The organism is Rhizobium sp. P38BS-XIX (assembly GCF_012641435.1).
GTDB lineage: Bacteria > Pseudomonadota > Alphaproteobacteria > Rhizobiales > Rhizobiaceae > Rhizobium.
The window spans coordinates 1,480,139-1,497,922 of sequence record NZ_JABAIJ010000001.1 but is presented as its reverse complement, the minus strand read 5'-3'; the positions used below and the strand labels follow the sequence as shown (position 1 = coordinate 1,497,922).

General features: G+C 57.5%; 20 protein-coding genes. 16 read left to right on the top strand and 4 right to left on the bottom strand.

The features are described 5' to 3' along the window. Nucleotides 1-16 precede the first annotated feature (16 nt). The 4 genes from HGP17_RS07215 to HGP17_RS33515 all read left to right on the top strand — a co-directional run bounded on the left by HGP17_RS07215 (nucleotide 17) and on the right by HGP17_RS33515 (nucleotide 1,751). On the top strand, nucleotides 17-448 hold the full coding sequence (locus HGP17_RS07215) for a phage tail terminator-like protein (RefSeq protein WP_168807267.1): 432 nt from the start codon (nucleotides 17-19) through the stop codon (nucleotides 446-448). A 3-nt stretch (nucleotides 449-451) separates the two neighbouring features. Beyond that, a complete protein-coding gene (locus HGP17_RS07210) occupies nucleotides 452-937 on the top strand; it encodes a hypothetical protein (RefSeq protein WP_168807265.1) in 486 nt (161 codons plus the stop codon). 83 nt (nucleotides 938-1,020) lie between these two features. Further along, the gene (locus HGP17_RS07205; protein WP_168807263.1) at nucleotides 1,021-1,422 is read left to right on the top strand and encodes a hypothetical protein; all 402 of its coding nucleotides are present in this window, start codon (nucleotides 1,021-1,023) and stop codon (nucleotides 1,420-1,422) included. Nucleotides 1,423-1,445: 23 nt separating this feature from the next. Then, nucleotides 1,446-1,751 (top strand): hypothetical protein, encoded by a 306-nt coding sequence (locus HGP17_RS33515; RefSeq protein WP_168807261.1) that lies wholly within the window; start codon nucleotides 1,446-1,448, stop codon nucleotides 1,749-1,751. Nucleotides 1,752-1,823: 72 nt separating this feature from the next. Here HGP17_RS33515 and HGP17_RS07195 read toward each other — a convergent pair whose 3' ends face one another. The 3 genes from HGP17_RS07195 to HGP17_RS07185 form a co-directional block, all read right to left on the bottom strand. Next, nucleotides 1,824-2,153, bottom strand: coding sequence for a hypothetical protein (locus HGP17_RS07195; RefSeq protein WP_168807259.1), 330 nt, complete (start codon nucleotides 2,151-2,153; stop codon nucleotides 1,824-1,826). Nucleotides 2,154-2,294: 141 nt separating this feature from the next. Next, nucleotides 2,295-2,705, bottom strand: a complete 411-nt coding sequence (locus HGP17_RS07190) for a hypothetical protein (RefSeq protein WP_168807257.1) — start codon at nucleotides 2,703-2,705, stop codon at nucleotides 2,295-2,297. Beyond that, nucleotides 2,702-3,241 (bottom strand): hypothetical protein, encoded by a 540-nt coding sequence (locus HGP17_RS07185; protein ID WP_168807255.1) that lies wholly within the window; start codon nucleotides 3,239-3,241, stop codon nucleotides 2,702-2,704. Before HGP17_RS07185 ends, HGP17_RS07190 begins: the two co-directional genes overlap by 4 nt. 12 nt (nucleotides 3,242-3,253) lie before the next feature. Between HGP17_RS07185 and HGP17_RS07180 the strand changes: the two genes are divergently transcribed. From HGP17_RS07180 to HGP17_RS07125, 12 genes are all read left to right on the top strand, one after another. Continuing rightward, the gene (locus tag HGP17_RS07180; protein WP_168807253.1) at nucleotides 3,254-5,662 is read left to right on the top strand and encodes a hypothetical protein; all 2,409 of its coding nucleotides are present in this window, start codon (nucleotides 3,254-3,256) and stop codon (nucleotides 5,660-5,662) included. Further along, nucleotides 5,662-6,306, top strand: coding sequence for a hypothetical protein (locus HGP17_RS07175; RefSeq protein WP_168807251.1), 645 nt, complete (start codon nucleotides 5,662-5,664; stop codon nucleotides 6,304-6,306). Before HGP17_RS07180 ends, HGP17_RS07175 begins: the two co-directional genes overlap by 1 nt. A 3-nt stretch (nucleotides 6,307-6,309) precedes the next feature. Then, a complete protein-coding gene (locus tag HGP17_RS07170; protein WP_168807249.1) occupies nucleotides 6,310-6,930 on the top strand; it encodes a hypothetical protein in 621 nt (206 codons plus the stop codon). After that, a complete protein-coding gene (locus HGP17_RS07165) occupies nucleotides 6,927-7,355 on the top strand; it encodes a hypothetical protein (RefSeq protein ID WP_113405573.1) in 429 nt (142 codons plus the stop codon). Before HGP17_RS07170 ends, HGP17_RS07165 begins: the two co-directional genes overlap by 4 nt. Before the next feature lie 100 nt (nucleotides 7,356-7,455). After that, complete coding sequence (locus HGP17_RS07160) at nucleotides 7,456-13,347, top strand: phage tail protein (RefSeq protein WP_168807247.1); 5,892 nt, start codon at nucleotides 7,456-7,458, stop codon at nucleotides 13,345-13,347. Between the two features lie 3 nt (nucleotides 13,348-13,350). Further along, complete coding sequence (locus tag HGP17_RS07155) at nucleotides 13,351-13,809, top strand: hypothetical protein (protein ID WP_168807244.1); 459 nt, start codon at nucleotides 13,351-13,353, stop codon at nucleotides 13,807-13,809. After that, nucleotides 13,799-14,218, top strand: a complete 420-nt coding sequence (locus HGP17_RS07150) for a hypothetical protein (RefSeq protein ID WP_168807242.1) — start codon at nucleotides 13,799-13,801, stop codon at nucleotides 14,216-14,218. The genes HGP17_RS07155 and HGP17_RS07150 overlap by 11 nt, the downstream gene beginning before the upstream one ends. A gap of 16 nt (nucleotides 14,219-14,234) precedes the next feature. After that, a complete protein-coding gene (locus tag HGP17_RS07145) occupies nucleotides 14,235-14,891 on the top strand; it encodes a DUF4376 domain-containing protein (protein WP_168807240.1) in 657 nt (218 codons plus the stop codon). 180 nt (nucleotides 14,892-15,071) lie between these two features. Further along, entirely contained in the window at nucleotides 15,072-15,704 is a 633-nt protein-coding gene (locus tag HGP17_RS07140) for a hypothetical protein (protein ID WP_168807238.1), read from the top strand. A 151-nt stretch (nucleotides 15,705-15,855) separates the two neighbouring features. Further along, nucleotides 15,856-16,107: a hypothetical protein gene (locus HGP17_RS07135; RefSeq protein ID WP_168807236.1), complete on the top strand. Its 252-nt coding sequence runs from the start codon at nucleotides 15,856-15,858 to the stop codon at nucleotides 16,105-16,107. A gap of 80 nt (nucleotides 16,108-16,187) precedes the next feature. Continuing rightward, nucleotides 16,188-16,517, top strand: a complete 330-nt coding sequence (locus HGP17_RS07130; RefSeq protein WP_168807234.1) for a hypothetical protein — start codon at nucleotides 16,188-16,190, stop codon at nucleotides 16,515-16,517. A 127-nt stretch (nucleotides 16,518-16,644) separates the two neighbouring features. Further along, nucleotides 16,645-17,502: a TIM barrel protein gene (locus HGP17_RS07125; protein WP_168807231.1), complete on the top strand. Its 858-nt coding sequence runs from the start codon at nucleotides 16,645-16,647 to the stop codon at nucleotides 17,500-17,502. A gap of 25 nt (nucleotides 17,503-17,527) precedes the next feature. On the opposite strand, the gene HGP17_RS07120 is transcribed toward HGP17_RS07125, so the two are convergent. Beyond that, nucleotides 17,528-17,734, bottom strand: a complete 207-nt coding sequence (locus HGP17_RS07120) for a hypothetical protein (protein ID WP_168807229.1) — start codon at nucleotides 17,732-17,734, stop codon at nucleotides 17,528-17,530. Nucleotides 17,735-17,784 lie beyond the last annotated feature (50 nt).

Sequence of the window (17,784 nt, the reverse complement as noted above, 5' to 3'; positions counted from 1 at the left end):
TTACACAAGGTGACGCATGGCGACGGCAACGGACGCTCTCATTCTGGCTGCGCTGCTGGATCATCTGGCGGCACTCCAATTTCAGCCGCCATTGCCGGTGGCGCAGCCGGGCATTGCCTTTCCGCCGGGGGGGCAAGCTAAGCCGGATAACTATCTGGCCGTCAGCTACCTGCCCAACCGCCCCCGGCAGGTGACGCTTGGCGACGATCCGCAGCAGAAGCTCGGGCTTCTGCAGGTTTCCGTCTATTGGAAGGCCGGCGGCGGGCTGATCAAGCCACTCGATGCCGCCGGCCAGATCATCGGCCATTTCAACAACAAGACGCTGTTCGCCTCTGGCGTGAAGATCACGATCAGTGGCGAGCCGTGGGCCGCAGGCCCGATCCAAGAGGATGACCGGGTGCAGATACCGGTCACCATTCCCTACACCGCCTTTGAACCGGAGACATGATCCATGGCGAATAAAAGCACGAAGAAGGGCTCGAAAGTCTACGTATGCGAGACGCCCCAGAATACCGACCTGACGGCCACGGCCTATGCCGCGCTGACCTGGGTGCAGGTGGGCAAGGTCGGCAAAGTCGGCGATTTCGGCTCGGAATCCACCATCAACAACTACAATACGCTGGATGAGCCGGTGCAGCAGAAACAGAAGGGCGTTTCCAACGCCGGCGACCCGGAGCTTGAAGTCGCCTCCATCGCCGACGATCCCGGCCAGGACATTCTGCGCGTCTTCGGCGATCCCCTTAACATCAACAACATGGCGATCAAGGTCGAGCGCAACGACGCGCCGCAGGGCAAGACCAACACGGTGTTCTATTCGCGCGGTGTCGTTTCCGGCCCGCTCTATCCCGGCGGCGGCTCCGACGATTTCGATCTGGAGAAGTTCAAGATCGGCCTCAACCAGCTGCCGATCCGCATCGATCCCGTCACCACGCCGTAAGCGCGATCTTTCGGAACCTTGCGCGCGTCGCTCTCCTGCGGCGTGCGGCCACTCGAATATGTCCCAACCGATAAGGTGTTTCCTTGGATATCTCCAGTCTCGTCAATTCCGAAGATCTCTTCGAGCTGCAGCTCCTGCATCCGGCCACCGAGGAGCCGCTCGGCATCTCCTTCATGATCCGCTCGGCCGAGAGCAACGAGGTGAAGAAGATCGTTCGCCAGCATAGCGACCGCTTCCTCGCCAGCCGCAAGAAGAAGCTGACCACCAGCAAGGTCGAGGCCGAATATCTCGACAAGGCGGCGGCCGCCATCGCCTCCTGGAGCTGGGGCGAGCAGCAGTGGAAGGGCGAGCAGCCGCTGCTCTCCTTCGAGAAGGCTCGCGAAGTCGTCGAGGACGCCGGCTGGATCTACGATCAGGTGGCTGGCGCCTCGGAGGACCGCGCAAATTTTATGAAGAGCTTGCCGAAGGGCTCTCAGAAGCCGTAGGGATCGTTGCACGCTATGATTGCGTGCGCGATACAAACGGCGAGACCCGGCGCGAACGCAACGAGGCCTTCGAGCTTATCAGCCCGGAGGCCGATGTGCCGGCGGCCGGCCATGCGCTCTGGGACTGGTTTTGGGACCTGCGCTCGGCGCAGGCTCCCGGCTTTTCCGGCCCGGCGCCGCTCTCTCATCAGGAAGTGCTGGCCTGGGTGCACCTGACCGGCAATCTCCTGCGCCGTGAGGACATCACCGTGCTGAAGGCGATGGACGGGCGCTATTGCCAGACGGTGGAGGAGGAGACGGAGGCGATCAGGGTGCGGGAGGCGGGGTAGCTATCTCGCGTACTTAACCGTATGTGCAAAATACCACCGGAAAACACCCGAAAACTAACAGTTTCGATCCCTTTATCGTCCTGTAAAGCATTCGTCAGAGTCAATCCTCCCGATTGCATCTGTTGATTGAAGAATCTTCTCCAGATTGTTTAGCATATCGGCAATGGCCTTAGAGGGAGCACCGATCGCTTTCAATTTGGATTTCTCCTCCTCGCGGACCAAGGGATAAAGGTCGGCTCCGAATACGTCACGGCATGCGTAAGCTATGGTCAGTTTGTGTAAAGATTGGTCGACGATTCTGCGTGACGAAGCGTTCGTATTGTGATTATTTTCGGCCGTCGCATTTGCGCTGGTAAAAAACAACGCAGCCAGCAATGTGATGATGCCTGAGGGCAGCTTCATCAAACCTCCTATTTCGATTTATTCTCGCCTTAAAATAGGCAGCCAATGTGCTTAGTCGCAGGCCTATCGATTTTCCGGGTACGCAAAATCGATATAGTTTTTTTGTGCCGTTTGAAGGTTGTGGTTTACGGTTGCGATATTTCACACGCATCCTTCGAGCCCCTCCTTCCGACCGAGTTTCTTGTCGCTTTCGAAAGATTTTTCTAGCTTGTTCAATCGCTGTGTCGCTACTTCCGGTGACGAGCCGATTTTCTGGAGGGCTTTCTCGGCATACGTCCGAATTGCATTGTAATATGTGGTGCCAAGAGCATCGCGGCATTGATAAGCAATCATGAAGCTCACGTGCACATTATCGATAACCCGACCGACCAATTGAACACGCTTTTGCTGATCGTCAGCCAAGGCTTGGGTGATGATTGTGCACGAGAAGAATGCAGTCAGAAGTAGTTTTAGCCCCATAGTCATGTCACTACACATACAAAAGTTGCGAAAATAGTCGATGCATATTGCCTCCATAGGTTGATAAAAACAAGCTCTGATATTGATGTTCATCCTAAGAGCCGTCTAAGCGTATCGCGAATCCGACCAGCATAAGGGGCGATTGGCTTTGAGTATCTCAACTCTTCTTCCGGTGTCGGGGGCGGATCGTTGGTGATGTCTCGTATTATCTGAGAAAATGCGGAGACATCGACAGGCAACGGGACGACCGACCAAATCGCAATTTGGGACGTGCGGCCGTCGGTGGAGAAGTATCGACAAGTAACCGTTGTCGTGACGCGATCAGCATTCCTATTCAACGCGCTGAAGTTCAGGATTCCGGTATAAATTACTGGCTTCAGCGCTCCCGCATCAAACTTCTTCAGGTAGAATTTTTTCAGATCGGGATGTCGTAATTCCTCATCGAATTCGGCTCTGGTGGCGGGCCTCTCTCCGGGGATGAACCTATTACGCTCATAGCTTGACGGTGCCACGAGTTCCGGCTTCAGATTTTCCTCACAAGCCGTCACAATAGGCGGGTCGAAGGCGCCACAACTGCTTAGCAACAGCAACGGAAACGCCGTGATCACAACATTTGAAAACAACTTCATGAAATCCCCCGAATGCGCTGGGTGATTTCTGCCATCTATTCGAAAGGTACGCTAGTGGCTGATGCTGCAACTCTTAGTATTTCCGTTGACAGCTCGAATGTACGGAAGGCGACTGGTGACGTTGATGGTTTTGTTGCAGCGATGGGGCGTGTGACAAATAGCTCGGGCGCAACATCACGCGCGTTCAAGACCATGAATGGCGAGGTGAAGACGACTGGTGGAATCGTCGATAAGGCTGCCGCAAATGTGCTAAAGTTTGGAACCAGTTACGCTCTCGCTAAGGATAAGTTGAGGGGAGGGCTGGTGGTCCTTGAAGCGCAGCCCAATAATGGCACGCGCTTGTCGCATGCTTCTATGGCGGATACCCACGGCGCAGTCGCCGCTTCGGCAAACTCGCAACCTACGGGGGACAAGGACTATGACTATTTTCTGGCACATCGGGCTGATTTCGCCAACGATACCGGTAAAGGCATAAAAGATATTCTTCTGAACACTCTGAGCTTCGGGGTGAAAAGTGTAGTTGGCAGTGTTGTTTTTGCCGGGCCAACCGCCGATGCGATCGGAAATTTGATAGAGTCCTTTGGTCCGGCCGCAATGCGTGAAAAGTCAGCGGCGCACATCAGGTTAGACGCTCAGAGCGCGAGGGAAATGCAATCCTTGCCGGGGCAAAAAAGCAATCCGGCGGTCGCTATAAATGCGGCGGAGAAGATCCAAAGAGAGGAGCTTCTGAATCAAACTGTTCTATTTCGTGAGAATGCGGACCGCACATTTAGTCAAGCTCTTGGCAAGCTTGAAAATGCCGCGAATGGGTTTGATGCATCCCTTTCTTTTTTTGAAGGCAGGGCTGACAGTCCGTTTTTTGAGCTGGCACATAGCTATTTTGACTTCAATGATAAGCTTAAAGCGGGGACTGCCCAAATAGCAGATGCGCTGAACCTTGATAAAATTTTGTCAAAGACGGCGGCACAAATGCCTGATAATCCTGAACTTGCTGAGTTTTCCAAGAATTTCAAAGGTGCTCTCGGATCAATCATACAGGACTTGACTGTTGCGAATGGTTTGAAAGCGCAACATGAACTGTCTAATAGACCTCAGAGCGTCGCCGTCGATCCAGCAAAGCAGGCCATTTTCACCCAGGCCGGGCCTAGCGCGAATATGCTCCTTCCAAATATCGCCGCTTTCTCTCGTGTTAGCCCGCTCGCGATTGATACGACATCAAAACAGTCCCTTGTCGGTAGCTTTGGTGTTCAAAACAGCCAAAAGGATGAACTGCAAGGCATACAGCAAGCTACTGATGCTCTTACGAAATCCTCCAAAGTAAACACGGAGCAAGCGAAGGTTGGGATACAGACTTCCGCTAAAGCTGCGGCTGCGACCGAGGAAGAGAAAACGAAGGTTGTCAAGCTAACGCAAAGCCAAGACAATCTCCAAAAGAGCTGCGCCGCACGTCTGCAGCAGATGCCACAATTGACCCAAAAGACGAAAGAACAAGCGGCCGCCAATGAACAGCTTGCAAATGCACAGAAGAAGCTGGTTGATGATATGGCGTTCGAACGCGCTCAAATCGGCCGTTCGACCATCGACCAGACTGTTGCAAAGACGCTTAAAGATCGTGGTCTGCCCGTTGAGATGGATTCCAAAAGCGCGGAGATAGTGCGAACGAATGAGCAATTGAAATATGCGCGCCAGCTCGTCGGTGATTTCGCTTCTACGCTGATGACGAGCTTGCGCAATGGTGAAGGATTTTGGAAGTCCTTTGGAAAAGCTGCAGTAAGCGTGCTTACGAAGATTTCCGATACTTTGCTGAACGATGTGCTCAATAGCCTGTTCAAGGTCAACAGTGCAGCAGGCGGCGGCGGTATTGGCGGCTTCTTCTCAAACTTGCTCGGATTTGGCGGCGGCGGTGGTTTCAACATCGGCTCGAATGCAGCCGTACCCACCTCCGGCTTCGATCCCTTCAGTGCTCTATCCGCCGGATGGGCCGATGGCGGCTATACTGGCCCTGGGGGCGTCTATGATCCGGCGGGTTTGGTACATGCCGGCGAGGTCGTCTGGAGCCAGAGGGATATCGCCCGGGCGGGCGGCGTCGGCGTCGTCGAGGCGATGCGGCTTGGGCGGCGTGGCTATGCCGATGGCGGCGTGGTCGGCGAGGGCGGGCCGCAATTGTTGCGGGCGCAGCCGGATGCTGCCGTTCCCGTCCGTCGCCTCCGGGCCGATAACCAGAACGATGCCTCCGGCTCCGCTTCCGGCGTGCATGTCACGGTCGGCGTTTCCGTCGATGAGGACGGCAATCTCAAGGCCTATGTGAAGAATGTCGCGCAATCGGAAGCGCAGAGTTCGACGCGGCAGGGGCTGAATGATTTCAATCAGCAGCTTCCCGATCGCGTCGCGCAGATCAACCGCAATCCCCGGAGGCGCTGATGGCCGTTTCCTATCCCTACAGCCTGCCGGCCTTTGCCGATCTTCTGAAGATCTCCAGCATCGTCTGGGACATTCAGCGCAACGACGAGCTTTCCGGCTCCGGCGATGGCCGGGTCTGGCAGGCGGAGCTGGCGCCGCCGCTCTGGACCGGCACGGTGACGCTGGCCGACATGTACAATGCGGAGGCGAAACAGATCGCCGCCCGCATCCGCAAGCTACACGGCGCCCAGGAGGCGCTTTTTCTTTATGATCCGCTGTCGAAATATCCTCAGGCCGACCCCGACGGGACGAAGCTCGGGAGCGCCGCGGTCAGCGTCGCGGCGCTCGGGGGCGATAACGCCTCGCTCAGCCTCAAGGGGTTGCCGGCTGGTTATAGGCTGACCGTCGGCGACAAGATGCAGGTCGGCTATGGCGGCCGCTACGCCTTTCTCGAAGTCTCGGAAACGGTTGATGCCAGCGGGCAGGGCATCACGCCCGTCTTCGGCGTCTTCCCGCATCTGCCGGCGGGCTTTGCCGCCGGTCTCGGCGTGACGCTGCTGCTGCCGCCCTGCAAATGCCTGGTCATGCCGGGCAGCCACAATCCCGGCACCGCGAGCGGCCCGATCACCACGGGCGCTACCTTCAAGATCATCCAGAAGAAATAGACGATGAAGAACATCACCTCCGCTTTCTTCGCGGCGCTGACCGGCGCGCGCGACAAGGGGCTCGTGCCCCGTCGTTTCGTCTGGATCACCGGCAAGGATCTCGCCACCGGCGCGCCGGCCTCGATCGGGCTGTGGACCGGCGATGACGACATCAACATTACCGTTACCTCCGGCGTCACCGGTCTGCCGGAGCCGCGGACCTATTATGGCGGCCTCAATTTGCAGGTGAGCCCGATCCCGCGCACGGCGGATCTGACGATCCAGACCGTAACCATCACCATCGGCCAGATCGCGCCCGCCGTGCAGCAGCTCGTGCGCGGCTACGATCTGCGGCTGGCGCCGATAGAAATCCATGACATGTCGTTCGATACAGGCACGCGCCTGCCGAGTGCGGCGCCGGAAATCGCCTTTCTCGGCGTTGCCGATGGCGCGCCGGTGAAGACGCCGGCCGTGGGGCAGGATGGCGACATCGAGATCTCCGCCATCTCCGCCGCCATCGCCATGCTGGAGCGTACCAACCCGGCCAAATCCTCCTATGAAGGCCAGAAGCGCCGCAGCGGCGATGAATTCGGCCTCTATTCCAGCACCGTCGCCAATTGGCAGATCCCCTGGGGGCAGAAATGAACAGCGATCTCATCAGGGTCAAGAACTGGCGCGCCCGCTTCGTCGCCGAGATCGATCGGCTGAAGCGGACGCCCTTTGCCTGGGGCAGCCATGATTGCGGGCCGGGGCTCGCCGGCAATCTGGTGCTGGCGATCACCGGCGTCGATTGCGCCGCCCAGTTTCGCGGCGAATACTCGACCGCAGCCGGCGCGCTGAAGACGATGAAGGCGGCGGGCTTCGACAATCTCGCCGATCTCGTCGCCAGCATGTTGCCCGAGATTCATCCGAGCGAAGCCGGCATCGGCGATATCGCCGCCGTCCCGCATGAAGGCCCCTTCGGCTACGCGCTCGGCGTCGTCAATGGCGAACGCATCTTCGTGCTGCGCGAGACCGGGCTCGGCACCGTCGACCTGCTCGACGCCAAGCGGGCCTTCAAGGTCGGCTAGCCAGCCTTTCGACCCCAATTTTATCTCCGGCCGGTGACTAGTCGGCGCAGCCTTGCCTGCGACGGCCCTTTTCCATGCGCCAATCGAGGTCGTCCGATCCATGAAATATCTTATCCTGCTTCTGAACGTCCTCAGCTTCTGGCTGATGGCGGATGCGGCGCATGCTGCCCCTCTTGTTGCCGCGATCGGCGCTATTGCCCAACTTCTGCCGATTGGTGCTATCGGCAAATTGTTTCTGACTGTCGCGCTCAATATAGGCCTGTCACTGATCGAAAAGGCTCTGGCGAAAAAGGATCAGCCGCAGCCGGACGGGACCAAGCTCGAGATCAGCATGGGGGACGACCATGCGATGTCCTTCATCATCGGCAGCTACGCGACTGCCGGCAAGCGCAAGTATGCCGGCACCTGGGGGGACGACGGCAAGACACCGAATGCCTATTTCACCGATGTTATCGAAATCGGCAGCCTGCCGAACCGAGCCGGCGAACGCGGGCTGACCAGTGTCTGGATCGACGACCAGAAGGTCGGTGTGCTCTGGGATCAACCGCATCCGGACGGGCGCGGCTTCCCGGTGCTGCAATATCGCGTCAAGAACAAGGACTATCTCTGGATCAAGTTCCTCGACGGCACGCAAACGAGCCCCGATGCCTTCTTGACCGCGAAGTTCGGCACTCACGCCGAACGGCCCTGGAAATCGACGATGATCGGCCGCGGGTGCCAGGTCGTCATTTTGACGTCGCGCTACAACACCGATCTCTTCAAGGGCGTGCCTTCCGGTCTTTTCGAGCCACATCCGCTGCCGCTTTACGACGTTCGCAAGGATTCTTCAGTCGGCGGCAATGGCGCACATCGCTGGGCGGATCCTTCGAGCTGGGAGCCGAGCAGCAATCCTGCTGTGATGGCGTACAATCTCGCTCGCGGTGTCTATTATGGGACGGAGTGGGTCTATGGCGGTCAAAACATCGGCGCCTTCTGCCTGCCGGCAGCAAACTGGATGGCCGCAGCCAATGCCTGTGATGCTTCCGTCCAGCTTGACGACGGCAGCAGCGAGCCAGCCTTTCGTGCGGGCTATGATGTTCAGTGCGATCAGGAACCGCTCGACGCAATTTCCGAATTGCTGAAAGGCTGCAATGGCCGCATCGCCGAAGTCGGCGGTGTTTTCAAGATGCTCGTGGGTATGCCAGGCGGCGCGGTCTATTCATTCACGGACGACGATATTGTCGTCACGGAAGAGCAGGATTTCCAGCCGTTTCCTTCGCTTTCCGCAACTTACAACGCCATCGAAGCGACTTATCCGGAACCCGGAGAAAAGTGGGCAACGAAGGATGCCCCCGGCCGCTACAATGCCGATCTGGAGGCTCAGGATGGCAACCGGCGTTTGCCGGCGCAAGTGCAATTGCTTGCCGTGCCGTTTGCCAATCAGGTGCAGCGCGTTGGCTTGGCTATGATCCAGGATTATCGACGCTTTCGCGTTCATCAGGTTTCATTGCCGCCCGACGCCTATCCCCTGGAGCCGAACGACGTCGTTTCCTGGTCGTCGGACCGCAACGGTTACAGCGAGAAGAAATTCCTTGTCGTAAAAGTCGAACCGCAGCCGAATTTCCTGATCGTCGTCACACTGAAGGAAGTCGACCCGGCTGACTACGACTGGCATCCAGGTCTGCAACTGCCGACCGCCATCGGCTGGCTCGGCCCGATCACGCCGCCGTCACAGCCGATGATCGGCTGGACCGTGGAGCCCGCGACGATCAAGGATGCGGGTGGCATCGATCGTCGTCCGGCGATCAAGATCAGCTGCGCGCCGGATCTCGACGATGTCACTGGCGTGTGGGTGCAGGTGCGCCTCAAGGAAACCGCCGACATCGTTTTCGATAGCGACAGCAATCCCTATGCCTCACCTTACTCATGGCTGATTTCTGGCCAATGGACGCTTTCCAACACTGAGTACGAAGCACGCGGGCGGTATTTACCGAAGTCAAACCGGGCGACGGACTGGTCGGCCTGGTTGGCCGTCAAGACACCAAATGTCCTCATTCAAGCTGCCGACGTTCTCGACGGCGCGATCATTCAATCCAAGATCGCCGATGCGGCCGTTTCAGCTGCAAAGATCATGGATCAGGCCGTTTCGAACCTGAAACTGGCCGATCAGGCGGTCTCGACTGCCAAGCTTCAGGTGGCCGCCGTTACTGCCGACGTGCTGGCATCTGGTGCGGTGATTTCGACAAAGCTGGCGGACGCCTCGGTTACGGCTGCCAAGCTTGCTCAGGGAGCGGTCGATGCGACAGCGCTAGCTAGCAGCATCAAGGCCGTCGAAGTCGTTTCTGCTTTGCCAACGACGGGTAACGTTGAAGGCCGACAAGTGTTCTTGACGGCGGATGGCAAGCTTTATCGCTACCACAATGGCGCGTGGACAGCGGCGATCGCGGCGGGCGACGTTAATGGCACTTTGAACAGCGCTCAAATTGCCGACAACGCGATTACGAACACGAAGCTGGCAGCGCTTGCCGTAGACGCAAGTAAGCTTGCTGATGGCTCTGTGAGCGCCGCCAAACTCGCGGCCTATGCAGTCGATGCCACCAAGTTTGCATCAGGCATCCGCCCGGTCGAAATCGTCTCTAGCCTACCAACTTCGGGCAATATCGAAGGCCGCACCGTTTATCTGACAACAGATGACAAGCTTTACCGCTACACCGGCACCGTCTGGACGGCGGCGATGGCGGCCGGTGATATCGCCGGCCAAATTGTCGGAACCCAGATCTCCGATGGTGTTATTTCGACGCCCAAGCTCGCCGCTAGTGCTGTTACAGCCGACAAGATCGCCGCTAACAGCATCACGGCCGGCCAGATCGCTGCCGGCGCGATCGGCGCGGCTCAGATTGCCGCCAAGGCGATCACCGTCGATAAGCTGATCGTCCGCAACCTCGATAACATTATCGATCTCGGCTTCAGCGCCGGCTCGCTTGTCGGCTGGAGCACACAGGGCCAGCTAGGCTATTATCCGGAAACCGGTCCCAGTGTGATGCAGGGCACATGGCTGGTTCAGTGCGATGCGCGCGACCAACTTCTGCTCGGCACGCCATTGCTCAAAGTTTCCCCAGGCGAGAGCTATAATCTTTCCGTCTGGTTCTGGAATACCGATGCGGCAAACGACGCGTTCATGGGCGCATACCTCAAAGACCAATCCGGCGCGAACGCGGGTGGCATTTGGATCCCGATCGGGAGTTCAAATCCTGCCAAGAACGCCTGGACGTACATGGCCGGCAACTTCACCGTTCCGGCCGGCGTCTATCAGATACAGCCGATGTTCGGTGTCTCCAAAGCAGCGCCCAACGGCAGCGCCTGTTTCTGGGGCAAACCAAACATGAGGCGAGCGTCCGGATCAGAGCTGATCGTTGACGGCGCGATCACCGCTTCCAAGGTTGCCGCTAATGCGATTGCTGCGGTCAACATTGCTGCTAATGCCATCACGGCAGACAAGCTCATCATTGCCGATATGACCAATCGGGTGGAGAATCCGAACTTTGCGTTTGGTTCAACCTCTTGGGCGCTTGCCACAGGTCTAAGCGTCGTAACGGACGTTGGGAATGCCTATACCGGCAACAACTACCTGAATATCGCCGCGCCAGCGAGCTTTGGCTTTAGCAGGAATTCCAACATCTTCCCGGTTATTCCGGGCGAGCAATATTGCCTGCAGACGTTTGCCAAGCGCACCGGAGCGCCTTCCGATACCGTCTCTTGCCGCATGCGCTTCATGGGCGCGGACAAGATCACATTGCTGACCGCCTCCGGCGTCATCGTTCCGACCACGACGCCAACGATCTATACGGAGTATAACACCACCATCGTCGTTCCTGCAGGGGCAGTATGGGCATGGGTCGATTTTGTTCCAACCAGCACTTTCACGGGCACCGGCAGTTATCAGTTCGGCTTCGTCTCATGTCAGCGTAAAAGCGGCGGCAACCTGATTGTCGATGGCGCGATTACAACCGACAAGATCGCCGCCAACAACGTGACCGCCGGCAAGATCGCGGCGAATGCTGTCACCGCTGGAACCATTGCGGCTGGCGCGGTATCTGCAGCGCAGATCGCAGCGGGTGCAATCACGGCTGACAAGCTTGCTGCCGGGTCTGTCTCCACCCAGGCGTTGGCTGCTGGTAATGGCGGCAACTATCTATCGAACTCGAATTTATCCGCAGGTCTCACGGGATGGGGATATGAGTGGTCCAACGGATTTGCCAACTTCTCGCTATCCCTGCGCACCGATAGTTTTGCCCCTGTTCCCGGCGCGATCCAGATCTATCAGGGCAATGGCACTCAGGGCGTCGAGTACGGCGTAAAGTCCCTCAACGCCGATGGAAGTGGTCAGCAGTTTGCCGTCAAGCCGAACGGCTGGTACGAACTGTCCGTGTACTATCTCGGTCATCGCTGCAACGGAGTGCAGCCTTATCTTGGGGTATATGACGCTACGGGCACTCTAATTTCCTATCCGAGCTGGGGCGTCTTTCCTGCGGCACAGAACATCGATCCACAGAAGAGCATCGGCAATTATCAGCGCTTCTGGGGCAAGGTGCAGATGCCGGCGAACGCCGCCATAGCCATCGTCTTCTTCCGAATGAAAGGTACGCAGGCCGGACAGAACGACAGCTATCTGTGGCTGACGCGGATGTATTTCGGCGAGGCCAATGCCAATCAGACCGAGCCTAGCCCATGGAGCGACGGCGGCGTCACTATGATTGCCGCCGGCAATATCGTGACGAACGCTATCACGGCCGATAAGATCGCCGCTAACGCGGTGACGGCTGGTAAGATCGCCGCCAACGCCGTGACTGCTGGCACGATCGCGGCCGGCGCGGTAACCGCTGCGACGATCTCGGGCGGGACGATCACCGGCGACAAGCTCGCAGCCAACACAATCGGCGCGGGGCAGATCGCGGCAAATGCCATCATGGCGAAGCAACTCGTCCTGACCGACTTCTCAAACATGGCCGATAATGGCTGGCAGACAGGCACCCTTGACGGCTGGACGCTGAGCTATAATCAAGCCTTCTACCTCGACACCAGCAGCAGTGACGCGGCAGGTTGGATCTATCAGTCTATCGGTCGCGAACAGGCCGCGTCCAACTGGATTACCTGCACGTTCGGTGAAACCTATGCCTTTGATGTCTGGGTTTATAACACCGATGCGTCCAGAGCCGCCATCATTGGCCGGCTGCTAACGCCTGCGGGTGCCTATGCTTATCCGTTTGCAGCGTCCACCGATCTCAAGAATCAGTGGGTGCGCCTGCAAGGCCGAATTACCGTCCCCTCCGGCTATAATAAGATCTGCATGGACCTGTTTACCGACAGGACAGGCGGAACGGGCAGCGCAACCTATTGGTCGAAGCCGGTCATGCGCCGTGCTGTTTCGGCCGAGCTGATCGTGGATGGCGCGATCACCGCCAATAAGATCGCCGTCAACAGCCTGGATGCCATCACCGCCAACCTCGGCGCCGTGAACATCAGCTCGGCCGTGATCGGTTCGTTGCAAGTCGGAACGTCGAATATCGCTGCCGGGGCCTGCACGGCAGTGGGCTGGGGCAAGGTCACATGGGCTCAGGCGGTCGGGCCGAATGCCATCGTCAATCTGGTGGCCTGCTCGGTTGTGGTCGACGGGGACGGCCGTGTCACCCTCGACGCCATGGCGATCGCGCAAAAGAACCAGAATGGTAGCCCTGCAAACGCACAGGACGTCGGCGTCAATATTCTCCGCGACGGCAACCTCATCTTCCAGCAGGTATTTTATCTTCCGAACATACTGACGGTGGTGACCTCGAACGGCGGCAGCAATGGCTCAACCACTCAAACGGCCTATACCGCTGGCCATATCATGATTTCAGGCTTCTTCGACCAACCGGGTCCAGGCGCACATACCTACGTCATGCAGATCAACAACCCGCGAAACACCGTTAATTGGGTCGAGAGCAACATTACGGCCACGGCCTACAAGAGGTAAGACATGGAACGTGATCCTTTGTCCGAGCAGCAACATGTAAACGCTGATCCGATCGTTCATTGCGTCGTGTTCGACGTAAGCGGACGGATCAGGCAAAGTGGCGCGTGCGCCCGCAGCCTGCTTGATGCTCATGCGGCCCACTTCGGGGAAGGCTTCGCCACCATGGAGGTGCCAGAGGGGCAGTTTCACCGCGATATCGACGCGATCGCCTTTGTGCATGACGGTGCGATCTGGCCAAAGGGTGTGTTCATCTGTGACACCGAACTCACCATCAAGGCGGATGGCGTCGATCGCGTAAGCCTGCCTCTGCCGGCCGGCACGTCGGTTGTTCACGCCGGCACGATCGTCGCCATCGACGACAACGTCTTCGAGTTTACGACTGATGTCGTGGGCGAGCATCGGTTTTCCTTCATCGCACCCGCAGCCTTCCGCAACTTCGAGGTCACCATCCATGCTGTTTAACATTCCCGCGGATCTCATCCGCGCGCGCATCGAGGCGCAGACCAGTATCGACAAACAGATCGGCGATGCTCGCTCGCTATTCATCACGCTCGTACCCGGCCAAGAGGCTGTCTACGCGCTGAAGCTCACAGAAGCGCAGCTGATTGCTGCCGATCGCGATCGCGGTGACAAGGTGCCAAATGGCGAGACGCCACATATCACAGCCGAGGCGGCCGAGCACGGCGTTAGCCGCTTTGAAAAAGCCGTTGAAATTCTAACGCGTGATCAGCGCTGGAAGGTCGGATCACAGATGATCGAAGCTATTCGCCGATCGGCGACGACTACCCTCAAGACTGCCCAAACCGCTCCCGAGATCCGCGCCGCCTACGACATCGACTGGCGTGAAGTCTGCCAGTTCGCCCGCACCTAACGGAAAGGAACTGCCCATGTACCGTATAGACAGTATGTATGAACCGATGGTCGAGGCGCTGCTCGCCGCCCGATCGGAAAACAAGGCCGATCGCTGGATGGCCTGCGTTGCCTTCTGGCTCGGCCGACAGCAGATTTACAATGTCCCTGATTACTGGTTCGCCCTGGCGGCCAAGATCACGTCGGGGCTGCCTGACGCCGACAAGAGCGCCATCCTCGACCAGCTGAGCAGCAAGGAAGCTGCGCAGGTCAGCGCAACGGCCGATTGGCCGGAAACACCGGCAAGCCTTCTGGCAGTCGTAGACGGCTGGTCTCCGGAGCCGGCTCCTGTCGATCTGTATGCCTATGCGGCCTCCAAGCGCTACGCAGTGGAGACCGGTGGCATCGTAATAAATGACATGCGTGTCATGACCGATCGTGGCAGCCAGTCGCTGATCACCGGCGCATATAACTATGTACAGGCGAATCCCAATGTAACCGTCAAATTCAAGACGGCGGCGGGTTTCGTCGATCTGACCGCTGCACAGATGACGGCAATTGCCGATGCTGTCGGCGTGCATGTTCAGGCGGCCTTTACCGCCGAAGGCGAAGTCTCCAGCCGCATCATTGCCGGCGAGATTACAACTGTGCCCGAGATCGATGCTTTCGATTGGCCGTCCAACTCTTCGATCTAAATCTCTCTCAAGTTCGATCCCGATCCCAGCTTTACTCTCGATAGTGCCCGGCGCAACGTCTGTGATCACAGCACGCTTTCCCATACCTCGCGTTAGTGCAGATCCGATGCAGGATTGAAGCAAATGGCGGCGAGTAACGCCTGAGGCAGCGGCTTAAATTTCAATTCAAAAGGAAACGGAATGGACCACGCAAAGTTCTTCGCGTCGGTGCGTCTGACGCTATTTGCAGGGCGGCTTTCGACTAATCAAGTCAATGGCATGGAGGCAATCCTACACTCTTGGGCGGCGCAGCCGTTCGACGTGCGTTGGTTGGCTTACATGCTTGCCACGACCTATCATGAAACCGATGGAAGCATGTGCGCAGTTTCGGAGAACCTGAACTACTCGGCAGCCGGATTGCTCGAGACGTTCCCGAAATATTTTTCCGGTGCAAAGGCGACGGTTTACGCTCGGCAGGCGCAGAAAATAGCCGAGCGGGCTTATGCGAACAGGATGGGCAATCGGGACGAAAAGAGCGGCGATGGATGGCGTTATCGCGGTCGGGGCCTGGTGCAGATAACCGGGCGTGACAACTACGTGAAATACGGTGTCGCCGATGATCCGGATATGGCGCTTGATCCCGTGAAGGCCGTTCAGATTCTGTTTGATGGCATGATCAATGGCAGCTTCACCGGTAAAAAGCTCGCCGATTATTTCAGCGCGACGGTGACCGATTGGATCGGCGCTCGAAAAATCATCAATGGCACCGATCGGGCCGCTGTGATCGCCGAATATGCCAAGAAGTTCGCTGCCGCGATCGAGGCTGCTCGTTAGTTCGCCGGGCAGTTCGTACTGTTTGCACTCAGTCCTGAAGCCACAGTTGCCGGCGGTCTCTCGACGCTAATTTGCTCTCCCTGCTGCCTTTTTAGAGCATGAGAGACGCACAGTCGCAGCGATTAAAAATCCTACACTCGAAGGAAAATCAATGTTCAATACCAATACACTACACAATGTTCTCAATGTGCTGATCACGCTTTCTGCGCTGGTGGTCGCAATTCTCCTGGCGACTGGTTGTACACAGTCCGTTAATGGCGCCCTTGAGTGCTCACAATCTTTCGTAGCACCCAGTTACACCGCCGCTGCGGTTGCGGTTTTGAGTGCCGTCAAGATCGCCGTCAATATCATGCGGGATGGTGTGTCCGGGTTGATAAAGCCCCAGCCACCCGTGGGCAATTAACGCTCCTGCGCTTGCGGATTTTCCGCAGCGATGGAGACACAGGGTTTTCGATACCTCAAAAGAATTGGTGAAGACAAACAATGACGATGCACGAGTTTTTGGATGCTTTAGGCATCAAGGTCGGAGTCGTCATTGCCGGCCTTTCCGGCGGCATTCTGCGCGGTCTTTCGAGGCGCCGTTACACAACGCGAGAAATTATTGCCTCACCGATCTGCGGTGCATTGGCCGCAACTTATCTAACGGAGCCGGCGCTCGTATATTTGCGAGCTATCAATTGGCCTCTACCTGAAGAGAATGTCGCAGCCATGAACGCTACCGCCTTTGTTGTCGGCGTCTGTGCCATGTGGATCGCGGACCTGGTTTTCGACGCCATTTCTCGCTGGGTCAAAGGTGGGCGTGGCATATCCTGACACTCTTAATGCGCGCGACCATTCGATGCAGCAAAGTGCCCGATGCCCTGCTTTCAAATTATAGCACTTGCGATCCCTTGGATTTTTCCATCCTTATGAGTGCGGTGCGTAAGGAGGAGGCGTCCAAATGAACCACGCTATTGAGTTCGCTGATCGTTTCGCTGTTTCAACGTGGTCGCTGCATCGCGCATTGGGAGGCACTTATCCGTATACGCCAGCTGATCACGCCCAACCGGCTCGTGAAGCGAAATACGGGGAGGGAGTCGTCACACTGATCGACTTGCCTCAGCAAAGTGCCGAGCGAGGCATTCATCGATTGGAGATATGCTCCTTCCATTTGCCCAGTCTTTCGGCTGGCTATCTCGCGGATCTCCGCGGTGCGACGGAGAGTGCCGGTGTGACAGTGCAAACATTGCTGGTCGAAGATGGAGACCTGAGCAACCCGGACACTGCTCAGCGTGACGCCGATTGGATGGCGGGTTGGATTGACGTTGGCGCAGCTCTTGGCGCTCAAAACATTCGGGTCATCGCCGGGAAGGCTCGATCAAGCGATAAGGCCCTCGCCTTGGCAGAAAAGCATTTGCGTAAGCTTGCGGATGCAACGTCTGCGGCCGGCATCCGTCTTGTCGTGGAAAACTGGTTCGATTTGTTGCCGGGACCGGCCGAGGTGAACTGGTTGCTCGACGCGCTGGAGGGTAAGGTCGGTCTCAATGGCGATTTCGGTAATTGGGATCGGGCTGGAAAATACGAGGATCTCGCAAAAATCATGAGTCGTGCTGAACTTTGCCACGCAAAGGGTCGCTACTCAGGGGACGGGCTGGACCGTGCAGATTACACCCGCTGCGTTGAGCTTTCCGTTGTTGCCGGCTATCGCGGGCCTTTCACGCTCATTTATGACTCCACCTATTACCAGGACGAATGGCAAGGAATCCTCGAGGAGCGTGACTGCATCGCAGGAGAGTTGAAAAGGCTGGCCGGTGCATAAATCCGCGCCGGCCACGCCGCAATACTTAGTGAAATTCATACTCATGCAGTGCGCCAAGCAGCTGGTCCTGCGTTTGGTAGCCGGCATCGTAGAGATTTATAGCGATGTTTGCCGCCGATAAGCCTTCTTGACTATGCAGTCGAATACTACGCTCGGCACACCAGGCGAAAAGGGCACTCGCAAGGACGTCGATATCATCAGAATACAAGGCCGCGTTGACCATCATAGACATTCACTACACCATTCATGGTTAGGGCTGGAGCCGGGGCGATGTGGTGAAGA

What these genes read in the sequence shown, in the direction of transcription:
- HGP17_RS07215 (WP_168807267.1), top strand. Translation starts at nt 17, where the DNA reads ATGGCGACGGCAACGGACGCTCTCATTCTGGCTGCGCTGCTGGATCAT.
- HGP17_RS07210 (WP_168807265.1), top strand. Translation starts at nt 452, where the DNA reads ATGGCGAATAAAAGCACGAAGAAGGGCTCGAAAGTCTACGTATGCGAG.
- HGP17_RS07195 (WP_168807259.1), bottom strand. Translation starts at nt 2,153, where the DNA reads ATGAAGCTGCCCTCAGGCATCATCACATTGCTGGCTGCGTTGTTTTTT.
- HGP17_RS07190 (WP_168807257.1), bottom strand. Translation starts at nt 2,705, where the DNA reads ATGAACATCAATATCAGAGCTTGTTTTTATCAACCTATGGAGGCAATA.
- HGP17_RS07185 (WP_168807255.1), bottom strand. Translation starts at nt 3,241, where the DNA reads ATGAAGTTGTTTTCAAATGTTGTGATCACGGCGTTTCCGTTGCTGTTG.
- HGP17_RS07180 (WP_168807253.1), top strand. Translation starts at nt 3,254, where the DNA reads ATGCGCTGGGTGATTTCTGCCATCTATTCGAAAGGTACGCTAGTGGCT.
- HGP17_RS07175 (WP_168807251.1), top strand. Translation starts at nt 5,662, where the DNA reads ATGGCCGTTTCCTATCCCTACAGCCTGCCGGCCTTTGCCGATCTTCTG.
- HGP17_RS07170 (WP_168807249.1), top strand. Translation starts at nt 6,310, where the DNA reads ATGAAGAACATCACCTCCGCTTTCTTCGCGGCGCTGACCGGCGCGCGC.
- HGP17_RS07165 (WP_113405573.1), top strand. Translation starts at nt 6,927, where the DNA reads ATGAACAGCGATCTCATCAGGGTCAAGAACTGGCGCGCCCGCTTCGTC.
- HGP17_RS07160 (WP_168807247.1), top strand. Translation starts at nt 7,456, where the DNA reads ATGAAATATCTTATCCTGCTTCTGAACGTCCTCAGCTTCTGGCTGATG.
- HGP17_RS07155 (WP_168807244.1), top strand. Translation starts at nt 13,351, where the DNA reads ATGGAACGTGATCCTTTGTCCGAGCAGCAACATGTAAACGCTGATCCG.
- HGP17_RS07150 (WP_168807242.1), top strand. Translation starts at nt 13,799, where the DNA reads ATGCTGTTTAACATTCCCGCGGATCTCATCCGCGCGCGCATCGAGGCG.
- HGP17_RS07145 (WP_168807240.1), top strand. Translation starts at nt 14,235, where the DNA reads ATGTACCGTATAGACAGTATGTATGAACCGATGGTCGAGGCGCTGCTC.
- HGP17_RS07140 (WP_168807238.1), top strand. Translation starts at nt 15,072, where the DNA reads ATGGACCACGCAAAGTTCTTCGCGTCGGTGCGTCTGACGCTATTTGCA.
- HGP17_RS07135 (WP_168807236.1), top strand. Translation starts at nt 15,856, where the DNA reads ATGTTCAATACCAATACACTACACAATGTTCTCAATGTGCTGATCACG.
- HGP17_RS07130 (WP_168807234.1), top strand. Translation starts at nt 16,188, where the DNA reads ATGACGATGCACGAGTTTTTGGATGCTTTAGGCATCAAGGTCGGAGTC.
- HGP17_RS07125 (WP_168807231.1), top strand. Translation starts at nt 16,645, where the DNA reads ATGAACCACGCTATTGAGTTCGCTGATCGTTTCGCTGTTTCAACGTGG.
- HGP17_RS07120 (WP_168807229.1), bottom strand. Translation starts at nt 17,734, where the DNA reads ATGTCTATGATGGTCAACGCGGCCTTGTATTCTGATGATATCGACGTC.